Raw genomic sequence first — 26,658 nt, forward strand, 5'->3', positions numbered from 1 at the left:
TTGAGACAAGTCTATACGTTTTACAGGGAGGTTTCAACATGTCTAGACGACGGTGCAAGCACCCTGTTGATGGTGTCAGCGGAGTAACACCGATCCCTACCCCTTCCGAAACGTAATATGCGAAACCCTCCGCACCATCAGCACCGCCGATAACGCCGCTACCGCGGTCAGCGCCACGCCAATGTGAATCGACTGAACGAGCACCTCACGAGCGCTCTCGATCATCGCCGGTCCATCCAGCCCGGCCGGCACCAGATCGGCCAGCAACTTCCCCCGCAACACGGAATCAATCAGGATCCGCGGATCGGCAAATCGCGGCAACCACGCGGTACTCGCCGGCTCGCCAAGCACCCGCAGCGTGCGCGTAATCACGTCGCGGTAATGATGCTGCACGATCACCGCGACCACGCTCGTCCCAAGCATCCCGCCCACCATTCGAGTGGACTGCAGCAACGCCGTGGTAATGCCAAAGCGCTCACGCCCGGCAATCTCCTGCCCGAATACGTTCAGGTTATTCAGCACGAATCCGAGGCCAATACCAATGCCCGCCATCGGAATCTCGATCCAGATATGCGGCGTGGAAGCATCGGCAAACGCCAGCGCAATGCACGCGAATAGCAGCAGCGTGAATCCAATCGACAAGATAAACGTAGGCTTGCGCAAATGAATCACAATGCGCGTGTTGATAAAACTGCCGATGGCAATAAACATCGCAATCGGCGTAGCCAGTAACCCAGCCTCCTGCGGCGATAAACCAAAACCGCCCTGCAGCAAAAGCGGCGCAAAAAAGATCAACGAAAACATCACGAAACCCGACAGCATCGACAGCGTAAATAACGTAACAAGCTGTGGGTCTTTGAAGAGGTCGAGCGGAATGATCGGATGCGTCGCGCGACGCTCGCATATCAGCAACGCCACCGCGCCGCCCGCCACGCACGCAGCCAACGCCACGTTCCCCACGGTCAGGCCGCTCTTCGGCACAGCCTCAATGAATGCCTGCAGGCCGCCCAGCACGAGAGCAACCAGCACCGCGCCCAGCCAGTCGATCTTCACCGCCCCCTCGCGCGGCCGATGGAAATTCGGCAAATGCGCCCAGATGAAATAAAACGCGGCAATCCCCACCGGCAGGTTGATCAGGAACGTCGACCGCCATCCCCAATGTTCACTCATCCAGCCGCCCAACGACGGCCCCGCCGCCGTCCCGATCCCATACGACGCCGCCATCACCACCTGCCAGCGCACCCGCAAACGCGGATCGGGAAAGAGATCGGGAATGGACGCGAACGCCGTGCCGACCATCATCCCTCCGCCCACGCCCTGCAAACCACGCGCGATGACCAGGAACAACATGTCGTTGGCGACGCCGCACAGCACCGAGGCCGCAGTGAACGTGATCACCGCGGCAATCACGAACCGCTTCCGGCCGAAATAATCGCCAAGCCGGCCGAATACTGGCACCGTCACAACCGATGCCAGCAAATACGCGCTCGCAATCCACGCGTAATACTCGAAACCATGCAATTCCGCGACGATCGACGGCAGCGCGGTACTGACTACAGTCTGGTCAAGCGCGACCAGCATGTTGACCAGACCGATGCCGAGCATCGCTAGGAGAGCGTTACGGAAAGGCAGTGCGGAGGCGGATTCGTACGGGGGCGGGGAAGCAGACTGCGGGGCGGATTCAGACACGGGCTGGGGACTAGAAGAGTAAAAATAGAGGTAAACGATAGCAACATCACGCCCCGGATTGTATGACGTCATTATTTCGTCCGGTTGGTCAGGATCGAAGGGTTGTCGACAAAGGGAACATTAATCGGATCATTACTGTCGTACATTTGTAAGCCGGGCAATCAGGTGCGACGGTTTTCATCGACTAAAAAAACCGTCGTTTGCATTTCAATCGCTGAAGGAGAACCGCATGTTCAAACGAATCGTCGTGGCTATTGACGGCAGCCGCACCTCGCGCCGCGCATTCGAATCCGCGCTCGAACTCGCCGCCACGCACGGCGCGGTGCTGCAGCCCTATTACGTCGTCGAAAACGCGCCGGTCTATTACGACGTGCCCGGCTACGACCCCTCCATCCTGCGCGACGAGCTCGCCGACCAGGGCGCCAAACTCGCCGACGAAGCGAACGCCGAGATAAAACAGCGCGGCGTGCAAGGCGCAGTGGTGATCGCCGAGGGTTCGTCAGTGGATGATGTCGCGGAGATGGTGCTGGCCGCCGCCGCTGCGTTCAACGCGGACCTGCTGGTGATGGGCACGCACGGCCGCAAAGGCTTCCAGCGGCTGATACTTGGCAGTGTCGCGGAACGGTGCCTGCGCCAGGCGACGCTGCCGGTATTGCTGATTCCGGCAGCATCCGGCACCGACGCGGGGCCTGACTTAAAGGGATAAAGCGCCGCGGCGGGGCGTGCGAGTGGGCAAGCCGGCGACGGCATTCTCACGCGACGTTTTGCCACCCGGGAGTGGATCGCATCGATGGGACAATTTCCTTGTTCCAGATCAAAACGAACTAAAAGCGAGCGAACCATGCAAACCGTCCACGAGACCCCCGTTCCTCTGCCCAGCGCCCCCTCGCGCCACGCCGCTCATTGCTCGACCTGCGCCTTGAAGCATTACTGCCTGCCGCAAGGCCTATCCTCTGACGACGTCAACAGGCTCCAGAAGGTCATCGTCAACGCCCGCACGATCAAGCGGGGCGAAACCCTGTTTCGCGTCGGCGACACCTTCGACACCCTCTACGCCATCCGCTCCGGCTCGATCAAAACGGTAATATCAACGCCGAATGGCAACGGCCGCGAACAGGTCATGGGCCTTCATCTCGGTGGCGATGCACTCGGCCTAGAAGGATTCGATAATGGCCGGCACGCATGCCACGCCATCGCGCTAGAAGACAGCTCGGTCTGCCTGATCCCCTATGTGCACTTTGAGCGCGCCTGCCGCGAAACCAGTGCCCTCCAGCGCCGGCTGCTGCAATTGCTCAGTCGCGAAGTTGTCCGGAAGGCGACGCAAACCCTGATCCTCGGCACGTTGCGCGCCGACGAGCGGGTCGCGGCCCTGCTGCTGGATCTCTCCGCCCGGCTGACCCGCCGCGGTTATGCAGGCAACGAGTTCAACCTGCGCCTCACGCGCGACGACATGGGCAGTTTTCTCGGCATCACGCTGGAAACGGTCAGCCGGACGCTATCGCGTTTTCAGGCCAAGGGGCTGATCGCGGCGAATGGCAAGCTCATCCACATCCTCGACTTCGACGGCCTGCGCGCGATCTAGCGCACGACCCAGTTTCCGGGCCGCCTGCGATCCAAGCAGGCTTGGCATGCCCTCTGCTACGATTTATCGTTTTGCATCGGCCCGTGCCCGGAGACAAGAGCGAAATGAATCGCGAACCTACCCCGCTACATCCGCTGCTCGCCCGCCTGCGCGAAGCGCGCCAGACCACTGACGCGTTGTTCGCCATCGTCAAACCCGAATTCCTGTACGAACGTCCGATTTCCGAGCGGCATCGGATCGTGTTCTACATCGGGCACCTGGAAGCCTTCGACCGCAATCTGTTCGATCAGCGCCTCTTCGACCTGCCCAGCCCGAATCCCGAGTTCGACCAGCTATTTGCGTTCGGCATTGATCCCGTCGATGGCGGCCTGCCGAGCGATCAGCCTCAAGATTGGCCGTCGCTCGACACGATTCGCGCTTATGTGCAGAAGATTCGCGATGACATCGATGCGCGTTTCGATCCCGCCGAAATTACAAATCGTGAAGATAAGGCCGACAATTCCAGCGCGCCCGAGGCCACGCCCGAGACCCTGCTGGAAGTCGCGATCGAGCACAGGCTGATGCACGCGGAAACGCTCGCGTACATGTTGCATCAGTTGCCGCTGCATCAGAAAACCGGACCCGCGGTCACCGAAGACACCGCGGAGCACCCGCTCGACAGCACTATTGCGCGGGCAATGGTCCACGTGCCCGCAGGCGTGGCTACGCTTGGTCTGGAGCGAGATGGCGGCACGTTCGGCTGGGACAACGAGTTCGGCGAACATAGCGTGGACGTGCCGGCGTTCGAGATGGATCGCTACATGGTGACGAATTCGGACTGGCTGGATTTCATCGATGCCGGCGGCTACGCGCATCGCGATTACTGGCGCGACAGCGACTGGGCGTGGAAAGAACGTGAAGGCATCGAAAAGCCGGCGTTCTGGGCGCGTGATGAATCCGCTGAAGCCTCGAAAAGCTCCCCCTGGAAGCTGCGGACCATGTTCGCCGAGATCCCGTTGCCGGCGGACTGGCCGGTGTATGTGAGTCACGCCGAAGCCAGCGCGTATGCGAAGTGGGCGGGTAAGTCGCTGCCGACCGAAGCGCAATGGCAACGGGCTGCCGACGCGGCCCCGCACGCCCAGCAAGGCAATTTCGATTTCCGCCGATGGGAACCGTCGCCGGTCCAGGCGCACCCGGAGAATCAGAGCGCGGCGGGCGTGGTGGGACAGTTTGGCAACGGTTGGGAATGGACATCGACGACCTTTGGACCGCTACCCGGCTTCGAGCCGTTTCCCTTCTACCTGGGCTATTCCGCAAACTTCTACGACAACCAGCATTTCGTGCTCAAAGGCGGTTCGCCGCGCACGGCCGCTTGCATGCTGAGACCGAGTTTTCGCAACTGGTTTCAAGCGCATTATCAGTACGTGTATGCAGGATTTCGATGCGTGCGGGGATGACCACAAGGATGATCGTCTAAGCAATAGGTGACCCAAAATGTCACTTATTGCTTTACCGAGAAAATCGCCGACTATCGCTTAACTGCAACCGAAGTATCAACTAGCTACAGAACGTCAATCGATTTTAAAGAACGTTCCTTTTAGTCCTCTGCAAAAGCCTTAGCGCAACAAAGCCGCCCTGAGTTAACAACAATTGACAAATATCCCGCCGCTTTCTGCTACTCAATGCGCGATGCTGCACAAAGCCAGTAGCACTCGGTAAGGTTTCCGAGCTCGTTTGTTCGGCTAGCCACATTCACAAGATAGGCCGCTTGTTAAATTCCGCCCGCTTTTACAAATAACAAACAACGGGGCGGTCCATGTCTAATCCAGTTCGTTCGCGGGCGATCTCGCTTGCGCCATCACTGCTGCTGATTCCTTTTCTCCTGAGTCCCATTGCAGCGGCAGCAGCATGCGCTGTGAACGGACTCGATACGGTTTGCAATTCAAAATCGCCGAACCCATGGACGTCGACCATCGGTACAGGCCCTGCACGGGGCAATAACAATCGCACAGTCACGGTCCTGAACGGCGCGACGATCAGCACGCAAGAAATATCGGCGATCAGTCTCGCTGACAACGCGAAAATCACGGTTCGGTCGGGCGGCACGGTCACCACTTCTGCCGTTGGCGCGTGGGGTAACTATCGCACCGGCGTGAACACCATCGAGTTCCGGAACAACGGTACGCTGACCGTTCAAGCCGGCGGCAAGGTGCTGTCCACCGGCACGGAAGACACGGCCGAAGCCGTCAACGTGCAAGGCCATGGCAACGTCATCGCCAACAGCGGCTTGATCGAGGCAACCAATGCCCGCGCCATCTGGTTCCAGAACGTTACCGGCGTCAACACGGTCATCAATAACGCAACCGGCGTGATCCAGTCGCCCGGCAGCGTGATCGGTTCGACCGCCGACGCGCCGATCCATTTCACCAACAAGGGCACGGTGAACGGCGACATCACGTTCGCGGGTGGCGACGACGTCATGCGCATCTACACCGGCTCGTCGGTGTCGGGCACGATCGACGGCGGCGCAGGCAATAACCAGTTGTTCCTGAGCGGACTCGGCGTGGACACGCTGACGGGCAACATCGTCAACTTCCAGACGCTCACCAAGACCGACGCGGGTACGTGGACTGTCAACGGCATCCCGGTCGACGTGCAAAGTGCGGAAGTGGCAGGCGGCACGTTGATTTTGACGGGCGATAACAGCACCTACACGGGCCAGATGCTCGTCGATGCCGCTGGCACGCTCCAGGGGCGCGCACAGAGCCTGCCCGGCGCAATCACTGACAACGGGCTGGTCCGCTTTGCGCAGACCGATGACGGCACCTACGCAGGCTTGTTGAGCGGCACGGGCTCAATCGAGAAAACCGGAGCGGGCACGTTGTTCCTCGCGCCCGCTGCGGCCGGTGGCAACACGTATTCGGGCGGCACGCTGATCACGCAAGGCACGCTGAACATTGCAGCTGATAACGCATTGGGCGCGACCACAGGTGGTCTCACGTTCAACGGCGGCACGCTGCAACTGAACAACAACCTCGACCTCGCCGCCACGCGTGCGATCTCGATCGGCGACAGCGGCGGCACGATCGACACGCAGCAATATTCATCGACGCTCTCGCAAGGGGTGACCGGAACCGGCTCATTGACAAAGCTCGGTAGCGGCATCCTCACGATGAACGGCGTGAGCACCTACGGCGACACGAACGTGCTGGCAGGCACCCTTGCGATCGGCGATGCACAACACAACACGGCAAGCATCGGTACCGGCACGACGACTGTTGCGCAAGGCGCCACGCTCGGCGGTTTCGGTACTGTGCTGGGCTCCGTGGTCAACTCGGGCACGATCGCCGCGGCAAACGCATTGCCGGCTTTCTCGGCATCGTCGACCGGTACGTTCACGATCCACGGCGACCTCACCAACAACGCCACGATCAATCTGGCGGCTGCATCGGGCGTGACGGGCAACGTATTGAATGTGAGCGGCAACTACGCGGGCGGGACCAACGCGCAGTTGATCGTGAACACGGTGATGAACGCAGGCGGCGCGGCGTCCAATCAGTTCACCGACCAACTGGTGATTGGCGGCAACGCGACCGGCACCACGCTCGTGACGGTGCGCCCGAGCGGCCTGGGCGCGCTGACCATAGGCGACGGCATCAAGATCGTCCAGGTGAACGGCACTGCCGCCGCCACGGCCTTCCATACGCTTGCGCCGGTTCAGGCCGGGGCGTACCAGTATCTTTTGTATCAAGGCGGCTCGGGCCGTCCCGAGGACTTCTACTTGCGTTCGTCGCTTGAGAGCGTGCCTCCTGTCACAACACCGCCTGTCACAACACCTCCGGTAACGACACCTCCGGTTACAACGCCCCCGGCCACCACGCCGACTGACCCCGGTGCGGTCATCACGCCGGTGGCGCCGGTCGTATCCGCGGGCGCGCCGGGCTCAACGCCCGCTAGCCAGCCGTCGGTCATTGCATACCGTCCCGCTGTGGTCGGCTACACAATGACGCCGTCGCTCAACCTCGACTACGGTTTCTCAATCATGAGCCGGCTGCATGAGCGTGTCGGTGATGTCGCAAGCCTCGAGAATGCGCAGGGAACATATGGCAACGGCGTGTGGGGACGTATCGGCGGGCAGAGCCTGAACGCCAACTCGGGCGATCGTTTTTCCGCCGATGAACGCACCTTCTTCGCGCAGTTCGGCAAGGACTGGACACTCTCCACGAATCCGGCCGGCGGCAGCACGCATGCAGGGGTCACGGTCACCATCGGCTCGTCGTCGGCCACCTTCGAAGACAGCGCGCGTAGCCTTAATCCGACGCTGTCGAACGCAGCCGGCTCAGTCGAAACGCAGGCGCAATCGCTTGGCGGTTACTGGACCAAGTACCTGAAGGACGGCAGCTACTTCGACGCCGTGGCGCAACTCACGCACTATCGCAACAAGTTCGGTGATGTGTACGGTGGCGGCGCTTCGCAAAACGGCGTTGGCACGGGTCTGTCCGGTGAAGTGGGCAAGCCGTTCCTGATCGGATCGACAACGATCGCGATCGAGCCGCAAGCCCAGTTGATGTACCAGTACCTGCATCTGAATGGCTTCGACGATGGCATCTCGCCCGTGTCGGGCACATCGAGCAACGCGTTGCGCGGACGGGCCGGCTTCCGGATCTTCAAGGCGAATCTGACCAACGACACGAAGACGGGAACGGCAACACCGTACTTCACCGCCGACGTACTGCACGACTTCCTGAACCCGGGCAATACGGCAGTGGATGGCGCGTCGTTCAACAGCGGTCTGTCGAAGACCTGGTATGAAGTCGGTGTGGGTGTCACCACGAGCATGAGCAAGTCCTCAGAGATGTATGCCAACGTCAAGTACTCCCGCAACATTGGCGGCGATTATCGTCAAGGCGTGTTTGGTCAGGTTGGGTATCGATACAGCTGGTAAACACTGCGCGCCGCGTTTGTAGTTTGAGTTAAACCCGTGTCAGCAAAGCCGCTCTCGAACAGGAGTCCGTACTAAGGTTCGCATTGAACCTCCGTATTCAAGGGGTTTTCTGACACTCTGACGTGCTATGCGCGATGGTGCACAAGCGTTGCTATAGAAGCGCGCTTTGGCCCCATCGCGCTACTCATTTACCGGATCTTTATGACAGTTACCCAGCATCGAATGCGTGCCCCACTTCTGACCGTCGTCATTCCGGCATACAACGTGGACGGATACATTGAAGAGGCGCTTGATTCGGTGCTTTCGCAGCCTTACATCGACGACATCGATATTGTCGTGATCGACGACGGGTCGAGCGACTCTACCTTTGCTGTCGTCAACAAGGTCATGGAGCGGGATTCTGGCGGCCATATTCGTTTGATCCGCCAGCGTAATCGCGGACTGAGCGGTGCCCGCAACGCAGGCATCGCGGCAGTGCGGACGCCCTATGTAGGATTTCTGGATGGCGACGATATCTTCTTGCCGGATTTTTCGGCCAGCATTGTGCCGTTGCTGGCCGAAGGCACATGGGACATGCTTGAATACAACGTGTCCATTATCGATAGCCATAGCCAAAACCTCGATACCATCGAGTTGGTCCCGCAGGCTATCGGCGGTGGCAGTCCGGTCGATCACACCACGCGCATGCATTTCGCCGAGGCCTTCCATACATTCGTGTGGGCTCGGGTTTATCGAACCACTTTATTCGGGCCGGCACCGTTTCCGCTCGGCCGGCATTACGAGGATATCGCGGTGGTGCCATCGGTTTATCTGAGCGCCCATTCCGTTTACAAGATTGCGAGTCCTTTGATCGGTTATCGCCGCCGGTTTGGCAGCATCACACAAGGCGCGCCGGTGCAGGACGTGCACGACTTGCAGGTAACCGGCCGGGAAGTACTTGAAAAAATTACGGACGGCGAGCAGGAAGAATTTTGGCTGACCATTTTTCGCAACCTGTTTAGACGAGCGTGTCACATCTGTGCGCGCGTCGACCGGGCGTCATTCAGCGACGGATTCGTGACGCTTAAACAAATGGCCGCCGATTACGAAAAGATCCAGGCAGCCTCCGCTGAACGGCGTGCGTCGAGCACGGAGTCACTCGGGCGGTTCGCGCTTAGCGTTCGTACAGACCGCTCAATGCACTTTGCCAAAACCTTGGCGAAAAAGATTTTGCGTCGTAACCTGGTTCGCCGTCATCGCGAGCGGCCCGCGATTCCTGCCTGATACGAGCGGCGTCCGTCTCTGTGGGTGCTTGATGGTGGATATCCGCTAATACTTGTCGACCTGAGCACCTCACGCTTCATAAGCGAATAGCAAATTAAGCGATCCGCGCCGTAAACGCCGGTAATAAAAGAATCCGTGCGCTCGTCGGCCTAGCTACATAAGGCTGCGATGACGCCGTCCAAAAACCGCAGACCATTGTTACTCATGGCGTGGGCGCTTATTTTCGGCCTTTGATCCACTGTCGAAATTGGCCCGACCACGTTCGATCATCTCTCCCGATTCACACTGGCGCGCTGCAGCTTTGTTTTCCTTTGTGTACATTGCCGCATTGTCTTCGTGCATACAAAATTACGCAGCTCGGCGAGGTCTTCATTTCAAATTGACTTCCTGGTGGCATTTGGAAAGCAACTTGAAAGAACACATGAATTTCAGCGTGATACCGCAGTGTCAGTGCTAAAGCCAGCCGGATCAGATCTTCAATGAAGTAAGTGATTAGCCAATCATCGGTCCCGAACCAAAGATCATGCGGAGCATTTTTCGACAATCCACGCGGACGACCGCGGCTGACCTTCGCCGACTGTTGCCCCTGGCAGCATCAAGGCGCCGTTCAGTTCAACCCCAAGCCCCGGAACTCTCATGCTCGGCCTAGTACGTATCGCTCTCCGACGGCCCTACACGTTTGTCGTCCTGGCGATCCTCATTTTGATCATCGGGCCGCTTTCCGCGATCAGAACGCCGACCGATATCTTCCCCGATATCCGCATTCCCGTGATCAGCGTCGTATGGCAATACACGGGGTTGCCGCCGGACCAGATGGTCGGACGAATCACCTCGCCGTTCGAGCGTTCCCTGACCACGACCGTCAACGACATCCAGCACATCGAAGCGGAATCAGTTAACGGTTTCGGCATTATCAAGATCTTCTTTCAGCCGGGCGTGAACATCAGTAACGCGAACGCGCAGGTCACCGCCATCGCGCAGACGCAGTTGCGTCAATTGCCGCCGGGCACCACGCCGCCGCTGATCCTGAACTACAACGCGTCGACCGTGCCGATTATTCAGCTGGCGCTGTCGGGCAAGGGGCTCTCCGAACAAAACCTGGGCGACCTTGGGCTGAATCAGTTGCGTCCGGCGCTGGTGACGGTGGCCGGTGCATCGATCCCTTATCCGTTCGGCGGCAAGTCGCGTCAGATACAGATCGACATCAACCCCTCGGCCTTGCAAGCGCGCGGCCTGTCTGCACAGGACGTCGCCAACGCACTTGCTGCCCAGAACCTGCTGACGCCGATTGGTACGGAAAAGATCGGCGATCACGAATACACGCTGCAGTTGAACAACGCGCCTTTTGCGCTTAAGGCGCTCGGCGACCTGCCGATCAAGGCAGTCAATGGCACCACGGTTTATATTCACGATGTCGCCAGTGTCCGCGACGGCAGTCCGCCGCAAACGAATATCGTGCATGTGGACGGCAAGCGTTCTGTCCTGATGTCGGTGCTGAAGAACGGTTCGGTGTCCACGCTCGGCATCATCGCCGGCATCAAGCAACACGTGCTCGACGCCAAGGCGTCATTGCCCGACGCGCTGCAAATTGCGCCGATCGGTGACCAGTCGCTGTTCGTGCGCGCGGCCATCAGCGGCGTGGCGCGTGAAGGCTTGATCGCGGCCGCGCTGACCAGCCTCATGATCCTGTTGTTCCTCGGCAGCTGGCGTTCGACCATCATCATTGCGACCTCGATTCCGCTCGCCATCCTCGCCTCGATCGCGACATTGTCTGCTCTCGGCGAGACGCTCAACATCATGACGCTTGGCGGCCTTGCGCTCGCGGTGGGGATCCTCGTCGACGATGCAACCGTCACCATCGAAAATATCAACTGGCATCTTGAGCAAGGCAAGCAAGTAGAAGAGGCTATCCTCGATGGCGCCGCGCAGATCGTCACGCCGGCGTTCGTGGCGCTGCTCTGTATTTGCATTGTGTTCGTGCCCATGTTCTTCCTCGACGGCGTCGCGCGTTTCCTCTTCGTGCCGATGGCCGAGGCTGTGATCTTCGCGATGGTCGCATCGTTCATCCTGTCGCGAACGCTCGTTCCCACGATGGCGAAGTACCTGTTGCATCCGCACAATCTCGATGAAGATGCGCATGATAAGAAGCGCCCCGGCCCACTTGGACGCTTCCAGCAAGGCTTCGAACGTCGTTTCGAAAAAATTCGCACCGGCTATCACGGCCTGCTGGAACTGGCGCTGAACCATCGCGCGCCCTTCGTCAGTTGCTTCCTCGGTTTCGTCCTGATCTCGTTCGCGCTGGTGCCCTTGCTCGGCCGAAACTTTTTCCCGGACGTGGACGCCGGTCAGATCCTGTTGCACGTACGCGCGCCGGTCGGCGTGCGGGTCGAAAAGACCGCGCAGATTTTTTCGGACGTGGAAGGGTCGATCCGTCAGATCATTCCGTCCGCTGAACTCTCCACCATGGTCGACAACATCGGCCTGCCGGTCAGCGGTATCAATCTAGCCTATAACAACACGGGCACGATCGGCTCGCAGGACGGCGACATCCAGATCGCGTTGAACGAAGATCATCGTCCGACCGCGGAGTACGTGCGGGCGATGCGCGAGAAGTTGCCGCGTCTTTATCCAGGCGTGACGTTCTCGTTCCCGCCGGCGGACATCATCAGCCAGATCCTGAACTTCGGCTCGCCGGCACCCGTTGACTTGCAAGTCCGCGGCAACAACCTGCCCGGGAACTTCGCTTACGCGAACCGGCTGCTGCGCGAGATTCGCCAGATTCCCGGCGTAGTCGATGCGCGAATCCAGCAAGCACAGAACTCGCCAACGTTTAACGTCGACGTCGACCGCACGCGGGCGCAACTGCTCGGCATTAACGAGCGAGACGTGACCAACAGCCTGGTCGTGAACCTCGCGGGGTCGAGTCAAGTCGCGCCGACTTTCTGGCTGAATAACGTGAACGGCGTGTCGTATCCGATCGTGATGCAGACGCCGCAATACAACCTCGATTCGCTTGCCTCGCTGCAGAACTTGCCAATCACCTCGAGTCTGCAAAGCAGCGGCCAGATCCTCGGCGGCCTCGCGACCGTCCAGCGCACGAACACCAATGCGGTGGTCAGCCAGTACAACATCCAGCCGATGGTCGAGATCTTCGCGACCACGCAGGATCGCGATCTCGGCGCGGTCGCTTCCGACATCCAGCGCGTGGTGAAGAACAATGCCGGTGCGTTGCCCAAGGGTTCGTCGGTCGCGCTGCTCGGTCAGGTGCAGACCATGAACAGCGCGTTCGCCGGCATGTTGTTCGGGCTGCTCGGCGCGGTCGTGTTGATCTACCTGATCGTCGTGGTCAACTTCCAGTCGTGGGCCGATCCATTCGTGATTGTCACGGCGTTGCCCGCGGCGCTTGCCGGCATCGTCTGGATGCTGTTCGCGACGCATACCACGCTGTCCGTGCCCGCGCTGACGGGGGCGATCATGTGCATGGGTGTGGCGACCGCCAACTCCATCCTCGTGGTCAGCTTCTGCCGCGAGCGCTTAGCCGTTCACGGCGACCCGTTCAAGGCTGCGCTCGAAGCCGGCTTCACCCGTTTCCGCCCGGTGCTCATGACCGCGCTCTCGATGATCATCGGCATGGCGCCCATGGCCCTCGCGATGGGCGAAGGCGGAGAACAGAACGCACCGCTTGGCCGCGCCGTTATCGGCGGCCTGATTTTCGCTACCACCGCGTCGCTGCTCCTGGTCCCGGTGATCTTCTGCATCATTCACTCGCGCCCTGGCCGCGCGATTGCCCCGACACCCGTTACGGGAGGTCCTGCTCATGTCGTCTGAACCAGTTGTCACCACTCAACCCGTTACTGACCAACCCGTGCCGCGCCGGCGCCTTGTCGTGATAGGCGTAGTAGGTATTGTGGTCGCCGTGCTCGTGGTCGCCGCCGGCGTCACACTGCGCGCCGTCGATGCCCGTAACCTCAAGACCTGGACCAACGCGCAGGTCATCCCGACTGTCAACGTGATCCATCCGGTCAGCGCGGCAAACGGCCCGACGCTCGACCTGCCGTCGCATCTCGAAGCGTATTCGCGTGCGCCGATCTTCGCGCGCGTGAGCGGTTATCTGAAGTCATGGAATGTGGATATTGGCGCGCCGGTCAAGGCCGGGCAACTGCTCGCGGTGATCGAGTCGCCGGAGCTTGACCAGCAATTGCTGCAAGCGCGTGCGGACTTGAGCAGCGCGCAAGCGAACGCCGCCCTCGCGGGAACAACCGCGAAACGCTGGCAGGCGCTGCTCGGCACCGACTCGGTCGCCCAGCAGGAAGTGGACGAACGCACCGGTGATTACACCGCCAAGAAAGCGGCCGTAGCGGCCGCGCAAGCCAACGTAGATCGTTTGCTCGCCACCAAGGGCTTCGAGCGCATCCTGGCGCCGTTTGACGGCGTGGTAACCGCACGCGACACGGATGTCGGCGCGCTCATCAATGCGGGTAGCGGCGGCGTCGGGCAGGAACTGTTCACGGTCTCCGACGTGAAGCAGTTGCGCGTGTATGTCCAGGTGCCGCAGAGCTACGCCCCCGATGTCCGCAGCGGCACCACGGCGACGCTTTCCGTGCCCGAGTATCCGGGCCAGCATTTCGCTGCGCGCGTGATTGCATCGGCGGATTCGGTCAGCGCATCGTCAGGCACGACACTGGTTCAATTGCTGGTCGATAACGCCGACGGCAAGCTCCTGCCCGGTGGTTTTGCCAGCTTGCAATTCAAGCTGCCGGTGCAGGCAAACGCGGTACGGGTTCCCGCCAGCGCGCTGGTATTCGACGCTCGCGGCCTGACGGTCGCAACGCTCGGTGCGAACGGCCAGGTCGTGTTCAAGAAGGTGACGATCAATCGCGACTTTGGCGACTCGGTCGAGATCGGCTCGGGGCTTGTTGCCGCGGATCGAGTGATAGATACGCCACCCGATGGCCTTGTTGATGGCGACCACGTGCAGGTTGCCAATGCCGACAAGAAGGTGGCCGCCAATGGCTAGCATGACTGCATTACGCGTTCCGGCGCTGCTAGCTGGCGCCTTTGCGCTTGGCGGTTGCTCGCTCGCGCCGGACTACAAGGTGCCCCCTACGCCAGTCGCCGCGCAATATCACACGGTCGGGCCGTGGATCAGCGCGCAACCCGCCGACCAGTTAAGCCGTACCGGCTGGTGGAAGATGTATAACGACGCTCAACTCGATGATCTCGAACAACGCCTGCTCGCGAACAATACGGATCTTGCCGCAGCGTTCGCGCACTACCGGCAGGCGCAGGCGTTCGTGGATCAGGTGTCAGCCGGACTGTTCCCGAAGGTCAGTGTCAACGCGGTTCCGCAACGCGACCGGCAGTCGTACAGGCGGCCATTGCGTGTGGGTGGCCCCAATGACTACAACTCCGCGACGCTCGGCGGTGAGGTCGATTACGACCTCGACCTGTGGGGCCGCGTGCGTGATTCCGTAGTCGCGGGCAAGGACGAAGCACAGGCGTCGAAAGCCGATCTCGCTTCGGTACAACTGAGCCTGCAGATTCAACTCGCCGACAGCTATATCCGCCTGCGCGGTCTCGATCAGCAGACACAGTTGCTGACCGACACCGTCGCGGCGTTTGCACGCGCACTGCAACTCACGCAAACGCTGCATGGAGGAGGACTTGTTTCCGGGCTCGACGTATCGCGCGCGCAGACGCAGTTGTCATCGGCGAAATCGCAGCTGTCGCAGAACCTCGCACAACGCGCGTTGATCGAGCACGCGATCGCCGAACTGGTCGGCGTGTCCGCATCCGAGTTCACGTTGCCGCAGCAAACCGCCTCGGTCACGCTGCCCGTGATTCCAGCCGGCTTGCCCTCGACGTTGTTGCAACGGCGCCCTGACATTGCCGCAGCGGAACGCCGCGTGGCCGAAGCCAATGCGAAAATCGGCGTAGCGCGCGCGGCGTTCTATCCTTCCATCACGCTGAGCGCGCAAGCCGGATTTCAAAGCGCCGCCTATGCGAATTTGATCAGTGCGCCTACCTTGTTCTGGGCAATCGGTCCGCAGCTCGTGCAATACGTTTTCGACGGCGGCTTACGCCGCGCCCAACTCGATTCGGCGAAGGCGGCGACCGATGAAGCGGGTGCACGTTATCGCGGTGTCGTGCTGTCGGCGTTCCAGCAAATCGAAGACAATCTTTCGCTGCTGCAGGACCTTGGCACGGCGCTCGACCAGCAACGCGATGCCAGCAACTCAGCGCAGTATTCCGTCGATCTGGCGCTGCACCGGTATCGGCAAGGTGCCGTCGGTTATCTCGATGTCGTGCAGGCGCAGACCGCCGCGCTCGACGCTCAGCGAGGCGTACTCGATATCCAGACGCGTCAGCTAAGCGCGAACGTACAACTGATCAAGGCGCTGGGCGGCGGTTGGTCAAGCGAAGAGCTCGCGAGCACTGCCGCGGCTCCCGAGCTGGTTGCCGCTAGTGAGAAACCGAAAGAATAGTGACGCATCACTCTGTGCAGGAATCGGGGCCCCTCACCTCGCGCCCCGTTACGTCGCGCAGATGACGGTCAAGGACGGTCAAGCTCTGAACATCACGAGCGCACCCGCAACGCCCGCCAGGTCGACCAGAATGACCGGGATAACGCTCACACGGCCCTGGACGTACGCACCCAAAGCCCAAAGTCCGGCGACGATAGCAGCGGTCAGTCCCAGCTCCGTCGAATATGAAAGTTCTTCCGCAAACCATAGATAACCCGCCGTTGCTCCCATCATCAGCGTAAATTGCACGGCGGCAAATATCGCCGTGCTGCTGGCAAGCGGCTCTCCGTACAACTGTCTCGCCGCGTCCAGGTCGAACGCCGGCGCAGTGGACGCTGTCTGAAGCTCCGCACTGGAGTCGGAAGGTCGCCAGCCCGGAGGTTTGAGCCAGATGCGGCACTTATCCGCACATGACTTCGCTTGCCGCGTTGCCTGCACGAGCGACCAGTATTCCGCCGCGATTGCCCAGCCAGGATCCCAACTCCGCAGGGGTGTCCTCGTTCCGTAGACGCAAGGCTCCTTTTCCTCCGCGAAAGTCCCGAATATCCTGTCCCAGATCACAAACATGCCGCCGTAGTTCTTGTTGATGTACTGGTCGTTGACCGCATGATGCACGCGATGGTTAGAGGGTGAAGAGAAGACGCGATCGAACCAGCCGAGTTTGCCGACGTGCTCCGTGTGAATCCAGAATTGATAGACGAGGACGATGAGCCCGGCAATGCCAAACTGCTCCGGTGGCACGCCTATTACCGCAATGGGTAGGTAGAAGATCCAGCCAATGAGCGCCACCGTACTTTCTTGCCTCAACGCGGTCGAGAAATTGAAGTGCTGGCTTTGATGATGGACGACATGCGCCGCCCACATGACAGCGCACTCATGCCCAGCGCGATGCAGCCAGTAGTCGAAGAAATCGAACAGGACAATGGCGATCAGCCACCCGTACCAAGTGTCCCAGAACTTGACGTTGGGGCTGGGCGTCAGCACATTGAACACAAGCACATACAAGCCAATTTGAAAGAGCTGCGTGACCAGGGCCAGCAACTGGCTTATCAGGCCCTGACTGAGACTGCTTAATGCATCGTTCAGTCGATACGTATTGCGTTGCCTGAACCAACCGTAAGCAAACTCGGCGGCAATCAGAACAACGAAAACAGGAAGGATGAAAACAATGATCTTGTCCATTCACAATCTCAGCAATGTGGTGCCGGCTAGTCGAAGCGTTCAGGTTCAAGCAGCCAATCATTCGATGGCAACGTGATCAAGCGGCCAAGCCGGCCGAGCGTGCCGGTGTACCAGGTAAGGATTGGGAATCTGGCAGACCGGCCCGTTCGGCGAGGCCGCTGCGAATCATTCATGGCCCTCTGCAAAGGCGCCGCAGGACGCCGTTGCAACAGCTTGGAATCGTACAGAGTCTACGCAAACACCGCTTGCTAACCGGCGTTATAGCGTACCAAAGCAGGTGTTTCGCGGTGGACACCACCAAAAAGACGCGTCAATTGTGCCGATGCTTCGTTTAGCCGACATTTACATTACTCTTGCATGACACTTGAATGACCTGGCGCCATCAATCAATGAGTAAGCCCGAAGACATCCCGCTGCGGTCCAAATCAACGCGATTTGCGCTCATTGCAATGTGCGCCGCAAACGAATCCCGTGGCGCTTGAGCTTCGCGTATAGCGCCGGCTTCGAAACCGCGAGCACGGTCGCGCAGCGAGTCATGTTGAAAGCGCAAGACCGTAACGCCTCTTCAATCGCTCGCCTCTCCGCCTCAGCAAGCGATACAACTATCGGCGGCTCCACTTCGTGCACCGCATCGACCGTCACATCAACCGTTTGCATTCCGCGAAAAAGCGAACTGACATCGCTGATCGTTCCGTCCTCACTCAAATTAACCATGCGCTCGACAAAATTTTCGAGTTCGCGCACATTGCCGGGCCATGCGTAGCCGGACATCTGTTGCATCGCGCGAGGGGTGAAACCATAAATATTCTTTCGTAGCAGCGCGGCGTATTTAGCAACGAAAAAGCTCGCAAGAACCGCGATGTCGTCCTGACGTTGTCGAAGTGGAGGAATGGCGATATCGATAACATTGCACCGGTAATAGAGGTCCTCGCGGAACGCTTTTTCGCGCACCATCGCCTGAAGGTCGCGGTTGCTCGCGCATATAATGCGGACATCGATCTGGATGCCGCGCGTGTCGCCCACCCGCGTCACTTCCCGCTCCTGAAGTACGCGCAGCAGCTTCGCCTGGACATCGAGCGGCAACTCGGAGATCTCATCGAGAAACACAGTGCCGCTGTCGGCAGATTCGAACTTGCCCGGCCGCCCTTCACGCGTCGCACCGGTAAAGCTCCCTGGTGCATGTCCGAAGAGTTCGCTTTCAATTAAATCATGCGGCAACGCGGCGCAATTGATTGCAATGAACGGATGCCCTTGCCGCTCGCTGTCGTTATGAATGGCTTGCGCGAACACTTCCTTGCCGACGCCGCTCTCCCCGCTCAACAGCAGGTTGGCCGAGCCTCTCGCCGCTTTGCGCGCCGAGGCCACAGCGTTAAGCAGTCCGGCACTTTTCCCAACGATATTTTCAAACGTGTACCGCGCATGACTGCCTGCGTACTTCCCGACGATCTTCCGTATGCGCTTGAATTCACGGAATGTGTTAACGACCGAAACAACCCGGCCGCATGCGTTCGTGATGGGTATGGCCGTGTCCAGCAGATGAAGATGCCGCGCCGGCGAATCGATGATCAACTCACGATCGACATAGCCCACGCCCGTTGAAAAAATCGGCCCGATAATGGGCTCGAAGTCGATCAACTCATCCAGTGGCCGGCCAATCGCCTTGACCGGATCGATGCCCAGAATGCGCCCCGCGACCGTATTGGCATGACGTACGATGCCGCCACGCGCGAGCACCATCAGCCCGTCGCCAATATGGTCAATGATCGCTTTCTGTTCCTCGATCAGCGTTTCGCGCACGGCAAGTTCCATATGCCGCTGCACGATGACTTCCAGGACGCCCTGCAGTGCGCTGCACAGGGCGGCGAGCATCGATCGATCCAACGAACCGGCACTCGATGCGACCAGAACAATACGCTGGGCGCCACACACGAACAGCGTTGCGCAAGCCGCGCCGATGTTGATGAGCTTCGCCTCATTAATGTCCCCTTCGCCGAAGGCCCAGACCGCGTTCGTATCCGTTGGCGAGAGCGCGATGCCGCCGTCGAGCGGCATGCCTTTGGCGTCGAGCACGCTCAGGGTTATCCCCGACTGCGATAACGCGCGATCACGCGCTTTTTTCCAGGCTGGATCGGCCAAGGCTGCAAGCAGTGCGGTTGCCTCGACGTCCGGTTGAGGGTCATCCATGTTCACGGTCGGTCTCACGGTTGTCGTTGCCAATAGTGAAGACTACCAACAGCCAAAAAAAGCGTCGCGTATTGCTTTTCTTTCCGCCAAAGCGCGAGGACCGCCTGAACGGCGGCCCTCGCTTTCCTATGCGCTTTCGTATGCGTTTTTGTGTGCTTTATCCGCGCCTAATTGGCGGCGAGTGGTTCAAGCTTTCCTCCTGTCAAACGATACACCGTGACCGGCGCGTGAACCCAGTCGCCCTGCGGATCAAATTTCACAGGACCCAGCATGCTGTTGAACGTTGCCTCGCTCATGACCTTCGAAAATACCGGCGCCGACGTGGAATTGGCTTTCTGCATCGCTTCGGCAACGACGAGCGTCGCCGCGTAGAACGCTGGCGAATAGGTATCGACATCAGCATTAAAGGTGCGGTTGAACTTCTCGCGAAACGCTTTTCCTGCAGGCAGGCTGTCCAATGGTGCACCGCCCTGGGCGCAAAACATTCGATCATCCAGTGCGTTATTCGACAGTTTCGAAAACTCCGGCGAACAGATCCCATCGCCACCCACCAGCGAAGCCTTCATGCCGAGGTCATTCATCTGACGGGCAAGATACGCAGCCTGCGCGTAGTAGCCGCCATAAAAAACAACTTGAGGATTCTCCGCCTTGATGCGCGTCAGGATGCCTTTGAAGTCCGTGCTTTTGTCGGTTCCATACTCGCGCGCGACTACGTTCGAACCGTCTTTAGTCGCTTGCTTGACGAACACGTCGGCGACACCGGAGCCGTACGCGGTTCGGTCGTCGATCACAGCAACGCGCTTTGCCTTGAGCACCTTTGCAGCGTAGTCGGCCATGCGCGAGCCCATCTCGTTGTCGTTCGTGGCGAGACGGAACACGTACGGAAAGCCGAGCATGGTCAACGCAGGATTGGACGACGCGCCGGTAATCATGACAACGTGCGCGTCGTTGTAGATTCGGGCGGCCGGAATACTGACCCCTGAATTGTAGTGTCCGATCACCGCGACCACACCCTGGTCGACCAGTTGTTGCGCCACATTCACTCCCACCTTCGGGTCAGCCTGATCGTCGACGGAGACCATTTCGAAGGTCACCGGTTGCCCGCCTATGCTGATCTTCCTTGCGTTGAGTTCGTCGATCGCGAGTTGAACCCCGCGTTCATCATCCTTGCCGCTTTGGGCCTGACTGCCAGTCAGCGGTCCTGCGTGACCGATCTTGACGACCGTATCGGCCATGACCTGCGCGGTCCATCCCATGCAGGTGGTCGACATAGCGGCCACTGCGATCAGCGAGAGTACGTTCTTCATCGTCATTCCCCGAAGGTGATGTTTTGCAGCGATTGCAAGGTATCCCGTACCGGCGACAGGTTGGTAAATTCATAATCGGGCCGCGGTTGCCAGATCCCGAGCGTGTCACCGCCACGATTGATCCAGGCGACCGGCATGCCGAGCGGCTTGGCGCCATCGATATCCGCCCAGCTCGCAAGCGAGCAGTGCAGCACACTCGACGCAGGTAAGCCCAGCCGATCCAGCGCGAGCGCAAAGATCGCCTGCGACGGCTTGTACGCCTTCGCCATCTCGGCGGTGGTCACGTGTTCGAAATAGCGGGTCAACTGGCTGCGCTGCCACAGGTCGCTGTCCATGTTCGTGATCGGCATGAGCGGGAAACGCGCGCTTGCCCATTCGAGGAATTCGATTGCGTCGCTGTGCGGAGGCGACGATTCCACCAGGTGCGTCAGGAAGAGGTCCGTTAATTTCGCCACGTCCTGACCTTTCAGGGCAGTCGGCGCAAGCGTGCTCAAGCAGGCTCTCATTGCGTCCTGAGCCACACTTGCATAGCGTCTGTAAGCCCCGCTCCGATACAACCGCACGTTCCTGATATCCCAGTCGAGATAGACATCGGCGGCGGTTTGCTCGGTGTCGATACCGAGCCGCGCCAGCACTGCCTCCATGCCGCGTGCGCCGCCCTGGTCGACGTTGACCAGCGTGCCGAAATAGTCGAATGTCAGCGCCTGAATCATCATGATGATTTCCTCTTCGCGAACGCGCTGACCCGTTGCGCGGCGTCCGGGCTTTCGAACGCATCGATCGTGGCATCGGCTTCGAGATCCAGGCTGTGTGCAAGCGTGCTCGACAGTTCGCGGTTCACAAGGCGCTTAAGCCGCGACACCGAGAGACGCGAGCGGCTCGCCACGCGCTCCGCTAATCCGAGCGCTGTTTCGAGCAGAAGGTCTCGGGCGACGACCCGATTGACGATACCCATCGCGAGCAGTTGCTGTGCAGTATGCCGGTCGCCCAGCAGCCACAACTCCATCGCCCGCTGATATCCGACGGCTTGGGGCAACAGGTGAGTCACCCCTCCCGTGACGAACTGTCCCCACTCCATTTCAGGGAAGAAGCACACCAGATCGTCGGCCGCCACGACGAGATCGCAATTGAGCAGCCACTCGAATCCACCGCCCACGGCAAACCCGTGGATTGCGCCAATAACCGGCTTGTCGTTGAACATCAGGTCACGCGTGATGCGTTGAATCCGGTCGATATGCAGTCGAATGCTGGCCTCGTTTTCACTTTGCTTGTCGAACTCCTTCAGATCATCGCCCGCACAAAAAGCGCGTCCCTCACCGGCAATCACGATTGCACACGTCGATGCATCCTGATTCACTTGATCGAGTGCGAGATGAAAATCATCAAGGAGTTCTCCGCTGATTGCGTTGAGCCGCTCCGGCCGGTTCAGCGTGACGATGCTCACCGCGCCCCGTGTTGAAACTGTTGCGTAACTCATGCCGACTCCTTGTCGATCCAGCGTGTTTTTCCTTCCGTGCGGGGAAAATATTCAAAGTGGACCATCGTTACCACGGCAGTCGCACCCACGCGGGATCGGATCGCCGCCTCGATCTCTCTGGCCGCGCTCGCCCAGCCGGACGCCGGCAAGCCTTCGGCGGCCTCGACGTTCATCGTGATGCGGTCATAAGGGCCGTCTCCCTTCAGCACGATCCGGAACATGCCTGAACTCAGTTGCGGCAACGACTCCACGGCGACGCGCAAGGCGCTTGGGAACACATTGATGCCCCGCACGTTGAACATGTCGTCAGTACGGCCGGTGACGCGGAAACGCCATGCGGTGCGCCCGTCGGGACCAGGCTCAGTTGCGGTGACGGTGATGACATCGCGTGTCCGATAACGGATCAGCGGCTGACATTCCTTGCGCAAGTGCGTACACACGAGTTCGCCCACCGTCCCTTCGACAATGGGCAGACGCTGCAGCGTTGCCGGATCGATGATTTCCGCGAAGACCACATCGCTTGCATGAAACAGCAGGTCATGAGTCCAGTCGGTCTGGCCTCCTAAAATACTAAGCACTTCTGATAAACCAAAGTTGGCGTTGCGCACCTTGAAGCCCCACTTTTCCTCCATGGCTGCGCGCAGGTCTGGATTATCAAGCCCTGCCTCGCCGCCAAAGAGGCCTAGTCTGAGCTTGAGGTCGCGTGGCCTGACCCCATCGAGTTCACGCAACACCTGTTCGATCAACCCCGGATAAGACGGCGTGCACGAGATCGCGTTAATGCCAAGATTCAGAATTGAATCGATCAGCAAACGCGTACTGCCCACCCCGAACGGAATGACGGTTGCGCCGGTTGCCTCGAGGATCGTGTGATCGGTGAACCCACCGGTCCACATGCAATAGTTGAGGCAATGCACAACGCGGTCGTCTGGCCGCAACCCCGCCGCCCACATGGAACGCGCACCAGCACGCGCAATCCAATGCGCATCGCTCTTGCTGTTGGCGAGAATCAACGGCCGCCCGGTCGTTCCAGATGTCCGATGCAAGCGCGAAACGGACGCCTCGCCGCACGCCAGGTAGTTGCCGAACGGCGAATCGTCTTCCTGACTGACGCGCAACTCGTCCTTCTCGGTGAACGGCAATTCCGCGAGGGAATCGAGCGTCACCGTCCGGTCAATCCAATGCGAAAACTTCGTCCGATAGAACGTCGACATCGAACGGACGTAGTCCCATTGCGCTGACCAGAGGCCGTCCTGAAGACGCCGGATATCGGGCAATGGCAGCGTTTCGAACTGCTCATCGAAGTAGACAGCCGAGGAGGGTCGCGTGGAATTCAAATCCATGAATAAGCCTTCTTTATGGAGGGTTTGTGTTTATGTGACCTGGGTTATCCGTTACGGCGCTGCTGGGCACGCCGTTCGATCGAAGCACGCTCGACGATTGCTCGCGCATGCTTCGCCACACCGACAGGTCCCGAAGGATCGGTTGCTTCGACATCGAACCAGTAAAGCGCACCTTCGATGGCTCTTAGCGTGGCTCTCGCGAGTACATCGACGTCTAGCGCCGTGGGCTGCGTGTGCGAGATCTCGGTCTTCACTCCTACGGATAACTGACCTTCACCGACTTCCACCGCCATGGCCTGCGCACAGGCGCGCTCCATCAAACCGAGCAGCGCGGGTGTTGACAGCACATGGGGGTAACGTTCTCCGTTCGCCTCTGCAAACGCGGACGCAAGATCCGAATTGCGCACACGCATGGAGACGGTTCCTGTGGTTCCGACTTCGAGCATGATTCCTCCGTGTTGGGACGGAGGGTTCAATGCAAGCGTTGTGCCAATCGCGCGGAGCCTTATCGGGAAAGGGTTACGGCGAGGGGACGCAGTGATGGGGATGAAAAGCGGAAGTGAACGTAACGTTCACGTTTTTTACGGGCGTTAAGTTTTTTAACGCTTCTCCGTGAACCCGAAGATCCGTAAATGGCGAGAGCCGGTCCGATGACGGGCGACCGCAGTCAACCCCGCGGTCGCCCGGTTACCGACCTTAAGCGGAAGTGCGCAATTGTCTGCGCGCCTTCGCTTAGGGTTTATCAATGTCGTGTAACGCCACGTTCGATACCGGCCGGCATCCGCGTGGACTGAAGCGGAAATGGGTGTTGCGTGTTGTGGTCTTCAACCTGTGAGTCTCAGCCACCAATCCACCCAGGTCACGTCAGTCGTGAGGGCTCTGCGTCGGGTTCGTCGGCTCAGAGCCAATGTCCGTCGCACCTTCCGCAGACTCTGCCAGCCACACCAGCTCCTCCATGTTCGACTGGTGCATGCTCTTCGATGTAAGCCGGACATCGACCCGGTTGATCACGACCAGATCAAGTGACGGCACAATGACTGCGTATTGCCCGTGGTTACCATCAGCCCAATAGGTCGCCCGCAAAAGGGCGACCTTCGGACCGCGCGAACCGCTTGCGGGCGTGCTCGTCCACCACATGTATGCGTAGCCGCCGGTAGGCGTATTGGAATACGAACGTGTCGATTCGGCGACCCAGCTTGCCGGAACGATCTGCCGGTCACGCCAGCGGCCATTGTTCAGGTACAGCAGCGCAAAGCGGGCTAGATCGCGGGTACTGACGTCGATGGGATACGCCGGATATCGGGTAGCAAGTCCACCCGACACATAGTGCCCGTCCGTTGCACGATAGTCCTGCATGCCGATGGGCTCGGCTATTTCAGTTCGCAATGCTTCGAAAATATGCTGACCGGTCGCCTTCTCGTAGATCGCGCCGAGCGTGTTGAAATCCCAGTTGTTGTAGTACCAAAACGTACCCGGTGCGTGACTGCCGCGTGGCGGCTTGGACGCCTCCATCCCTGCCGTTTCATATACCGTAGGGTGATAAACACCCGAACGGGCCTCGAGCATCATGCGCACGCTCGCCTGCTTCTCGGTCGGCGTCAGCGACGGATCGTTATCGTCGATACCGAACTGTTCCAGCGTCTCGTCAGGGTTTATCTGGCCGCGCCCGACCGCAATCCCGATCAGGGCGCTCATGAAGCTCTTTCTCCCCGAATAAAGATTAGACCTCCTTGACACATCGCCCCACTCAGCGACGACCAGACCATGCTGGATAATCATGCCGGATGTCGATCCCGCCCGTTTCGCATAGGCTACCGCCTTGTCGATTCCTTCCTGCGAGAAGCCCAGCGTTGCAGGGTCTGCGCGAGTCCATTCGGCCCCGGGAAACGGCGACTGCGCGCTGTAGTCACCAGTGGCAGAAGAAACCGCTGGCGGCGTGCCCGACGCGCAGCCACCAAGCATGATTGCGAGCGCGATGGAACCGTACACGCCAGATAGAGACCTGCTCAAGTTGCCCGTCATTCATTCCCCCCGATAGATATCATTTTCTGGTCTATCAGCCGACCTGTCGTCCACGTAACGGGTGGCGTTACTGCGCCGGCACGTCATGCGAAAAATACTTCACACCGCTCGGCCAAGCATCTGGATGCCATTTGAAGGCCGCCTTTTCGGACACGCGAAAATAATTGTGTTCTCCGGACTGGGTCATCAGTAAACCACTTTCCCTGATCTCCGCCTCCGTGCGATCCGAGGCGCGCACGATGCCAATATGGCCGGAGTGATGCGGGTCAGGCGACTGGTAGGACGCCACGACCAGCTTGCCCATGTTGGCGAGCGCCTGGGCCTGCTCTGGCGTGTCGACGCTGGTCCAGCCAGCCTTGCGTCCCAACGTGCTGCCGAACCATGCGGTCTGCGCGTTGGCGAGCAGTTCTTGCGCGTGATACGGCGGGCGCAGCATGTAGACGTCGAGGCGTTCGCCCATCGCCGCGGCAAACGCACTGCAGTGCGTATCGGCCTCGCGCCCCTTGTATTCAGCCGGCTCGTCAGGAACGCCTGTCTTCCAGTTCACATGCCGATGCTTTGACCAGAGGTTCTCTACGTTGGAGTCGTCAAGAACCTTGAGAATGTTGCGTGCCGCCGGGGTGATCGGGCCGCAGCACGGACCGGTTTGCGACACTGTGACAGCCGGTAGTGTCTGGACCTGTGACGGATCAGATGCACACGCGCCAAGCGACAATGCAAGCGCGGTCAGGATCACCGCGTTCGCCAACGGCTTGATGATGTCGTTCGTCATACCCCGTTCCTCGATTTCGTTTTGTCCACCACGAGCTATGCCTTTATCACCGGCCTTAGCCTTTTTGCGTCGCAGCAGGCTTGTCGGTGTAGGTGCTGACGATATGACAGATCGGTAAGCCTGCGTTGTTGGCCGCCTTGCTTGCAATCTGTTCGTAATAGTCCCGCTGTAATAGTTCTGCCAGTCGAAATTCCCGTCGGTATCATACGCGTCACCGGTGACAACAAACGAAAGGCTAGGAGCGTGCGAACCAGCGGCAGTGGCTCACTCACGGATAAAGGTTTCCTTTGTTCTGCTTTACATTTAGTGAAACACCTAATGCGCTTGAGGTCGGCGCGAATCATTTCGCCTACGCTGGCGTAGGGATTTCCTGATAGACAAAAAGCGGC

General features: G+C 59.6%; 18 protein-coding genes. 8 read left to right on the forward strand and 10 right to left on the reverse strand.

Annotation, left to right across the window (positions count from 1 at the left end; translation table 11 throughout):
- Positions 1–96: 96 nt before the first annotated feature.
- Positions 97–1,605: an MFS transporter gene (locus GSQ93_RS30640; protein WP_158939598.1), complete on the reverse strand. Its 1,509-nt coding sequence runs from the start codon at positions 1,603–1,605 to the stop codon at positions 97–99.
- Between the two features lie 313 nt (positions 1,606–1,918).
- Here GSQ93_RS30640 and GSQ93_RS30645 point away from each other — a divergent pair, with 313 nt between their 5' ends.
- From GSQ93_RS30645 to GSQ93_RS30680, 8 genes are all read left to right on the forward strand, one after another.
- The gene (locus GSQ93_RS30645) at positions 1,919–2,395 is read left to right on the forward strand and encodes a universal stress protein (RefSeq protein WP_158939600.1); all 477 of its coding nucleotides are present in this window, start codon (positions 1,919–1,921) and stop codon (positions 2,393–2,395) included.
- 135 nt (positions 2,396–2,530) lie between these two features.
- Complete coding sequence (locus GSQ93_RS30650) at positions 2,531–3,271, forward strand: helix-turn-helix domain-containing protein (RefSeq protein ID WP_158939601.1); 741 nt, start codon at positions 2,531–2,533, stop codon at positions 3,269–3,271.
- Positions 3,272–3,375: 104 nt separating this feature from the next.
- Positions 3,376–4,707: an SUMF1/EgtB/PvdO family nonheme iron enzyme gene (locus GSQ93_RS30655; protein ID WP_158939603.1), complete on the forward strand. Its 1,332-nt coding sequence runs from the start codon at positions 3,376–3,378 to the stop codon at positions 4,705–4,707.
- Between the two features lie 359 nt (positions 4,708–5,066).
- Positions 5,067–8,195, forward strand: a complete 3,129-nt coding sequence (locus GSQ93_RS30660) for an autotransporter outer membrane beta-barrel domain-containing protein (RefSeq protein WP_158939605.1) — start codon at positions 5,067–5,069, stop codon at positions 8,193–8,195.
- Positions 8,196–8,417: 222 nt separating this feature from the next.
- Entirely contained in the window at positions 8,418–9,458 is a 1,041-nt protein-coding gene (locus GSQ93_RS30665; protein ID WP_158939607.1) for a glycosyltransferase family 2 protein, read from the forward strand.
- Positions 9,459–10,094: 636 nt separating this feature from the next.
- Entirely contained in the window at positions 10,095–13,286 is a 3,192-nt protein-coding gene (locus GSQ93_RS30670) for an efflux RND transporter permease subunit (protein WP_158939609.1), read from the forward strand.
- Entirely contained in the window at positions 13,276–14,475 is a 1,200-nt protein-coding gene (locus GSQ93_RS30675; RefSeq protein WP_158939610.1) for an efflux RND transporter periplasmic adaptor subunit, read from the forward strand. Before GSQ93_RS30670 ends, GSQ93_RS30675 begins: the two co-directional genes overlap by 11 nt.
- 1 nt (position 14,476) lies before the next feature.
- Complete coding sequence (locus tag GSQ93_RS30680; RefSeq protein ID WP_216857702.1) at positions 14,477–15,943, forward strand: efflux transporter outer membrane subunit; 1,467 nt, start codon at positions 14,477–14,479, stop codon at positions 15,941–15,943.
- Positions 15,944–16,021: 78 nt separating this feature from the next.
- On the opposite strand, the gene GSQ93_RS30685 is transcribed toward GSQ93_RS30680, so the two are convergent.
- The 9 genes from GSQ93_RS30685 to GSQ93_RS30725 form a co-directional block, all read right to left on the reverse strand.
- Positions 16,022–17,164 carry a sterol desaturase family protein gene (locus tag GSQ93_RS30685; protein ID WP_158939614.1) on the reverse strand — a complete coding sequence of 381 codons (1,143 nt, stop codon included), beginning with the start codon at positions 17,162–17,164 and terminating at the stop codon, positions 16,022–16,024.
- A gap of 441 nt (positions 17,165–17,605) precedes the next feature.
- Positions 17,606–19,348 carry a sigma-54-dependent Fis family transcriptional regulator gene (locus GSQ93_RS30690; RefSeq protein WP_158939616.1) on the reverse strand — a complete coding sequence of 581 codons (1,743 nt, stop codon included), beginning with the start codon at positions 19,346–19,348 and terminating at the stop codon, positions 17,606–17,608.
- A gap of 167 nt (positions 19,349–19,515) precedes the next feature.
- A complete protein-coding gene (locus tag GSQ93_RS30695; RefSeq protein ID WP_158939618.1) occupies positions 19,516–20,655 on the reverse strand; it encodes a branched-chain amino acid ABC transporter substrate-binding protein in 1,140 nt (379 codons plus the stop codon).
- Between the two features lie 2 nt (positions 20,656–20,657).
- Complete coding sequence (locus tag GSQ93_RS30700; RefSeq protein ID WP_158939620.1) at positions 20,658–21,371, reverse strand: HAD family hydrolase; 714 nt, start codon at positions 21,369–21,371, stop codon at positions 20,658–20,660.
- Complete coding sequence (locus GSQ93_RS30705; RefSeq protein ID WP_158939622.1) at positions 21,368–22,132, reverse strand: enoyl-CoA hydratase/isomerase family protein; 765 nt, start codon at positions 22,130–22,132, stop codon at positions 21,368–21,370. The genes GSQ93_RS30700 and GSQ93_RS30705 overlap by 4 nt, the downstream gene beginning before the upstream one ends.
- Entirely contained in the window at positions 22,129–23,475 is a 1,347-nt protein-coding gene (locus GSQ93_RS30710) for a phenylacetate--CoA ligase family protein (protein WP_158939624.1), read from the reverse strand. The genes GSQ93_RS30705 and GSQ93_RS30710 overlap by 4 nt, the downstream gene beginning before the upstream one ends.
- A 44-nt stretch (positions 23,476–23,519) precedes the next feature.
- Positions 23,520–23,921: a thioesterase family protein gene (locus tag GSQ93_RS30715; RefSeq protein ID WP_158939626.1), complete on the reverse strand. Its 402-nt coding sequence runs from the start codon at positions 23,919–23,921 to the stop codon at positions 23,520–23,522.
- A gap of 418 nt (positions 23,922–24,339) precedes the next feature.
- Complete coding sequence (locus tag GSQ93_RS30720) at positions 24,340–25,497, reverse strand: serine hydrolase (RefSeq protein WP_158939628.1); 1,158 nt, start codon at positions 25,495–25,497, stop codon at positions 24,340–24,342.
- 67 nt (positions 25,498–25,564) lie between these two features.
- On the reverse strand, positions 25,565–26,269 hold the full coding sequence (locus GSQ93_RS30725; RefSeq protein WP_158939630.1) for a hypothetical protein: 705 nt from the start codon (positions 26,267–26,269) through the stop codon (positions 25,565–25,567).
- Between the last annotated feature and the right edge of the window lie 389 nt (positions 26,270–26,658).

It is taken from the genome of Burkholderia sp. S171 (assembly GCF_009766085.1).
GTDB lineage: Bacteria > Pseudomonadota > Gammaproteobacteria > Burkholderiales > Burkholderiaceae > Caballeronia.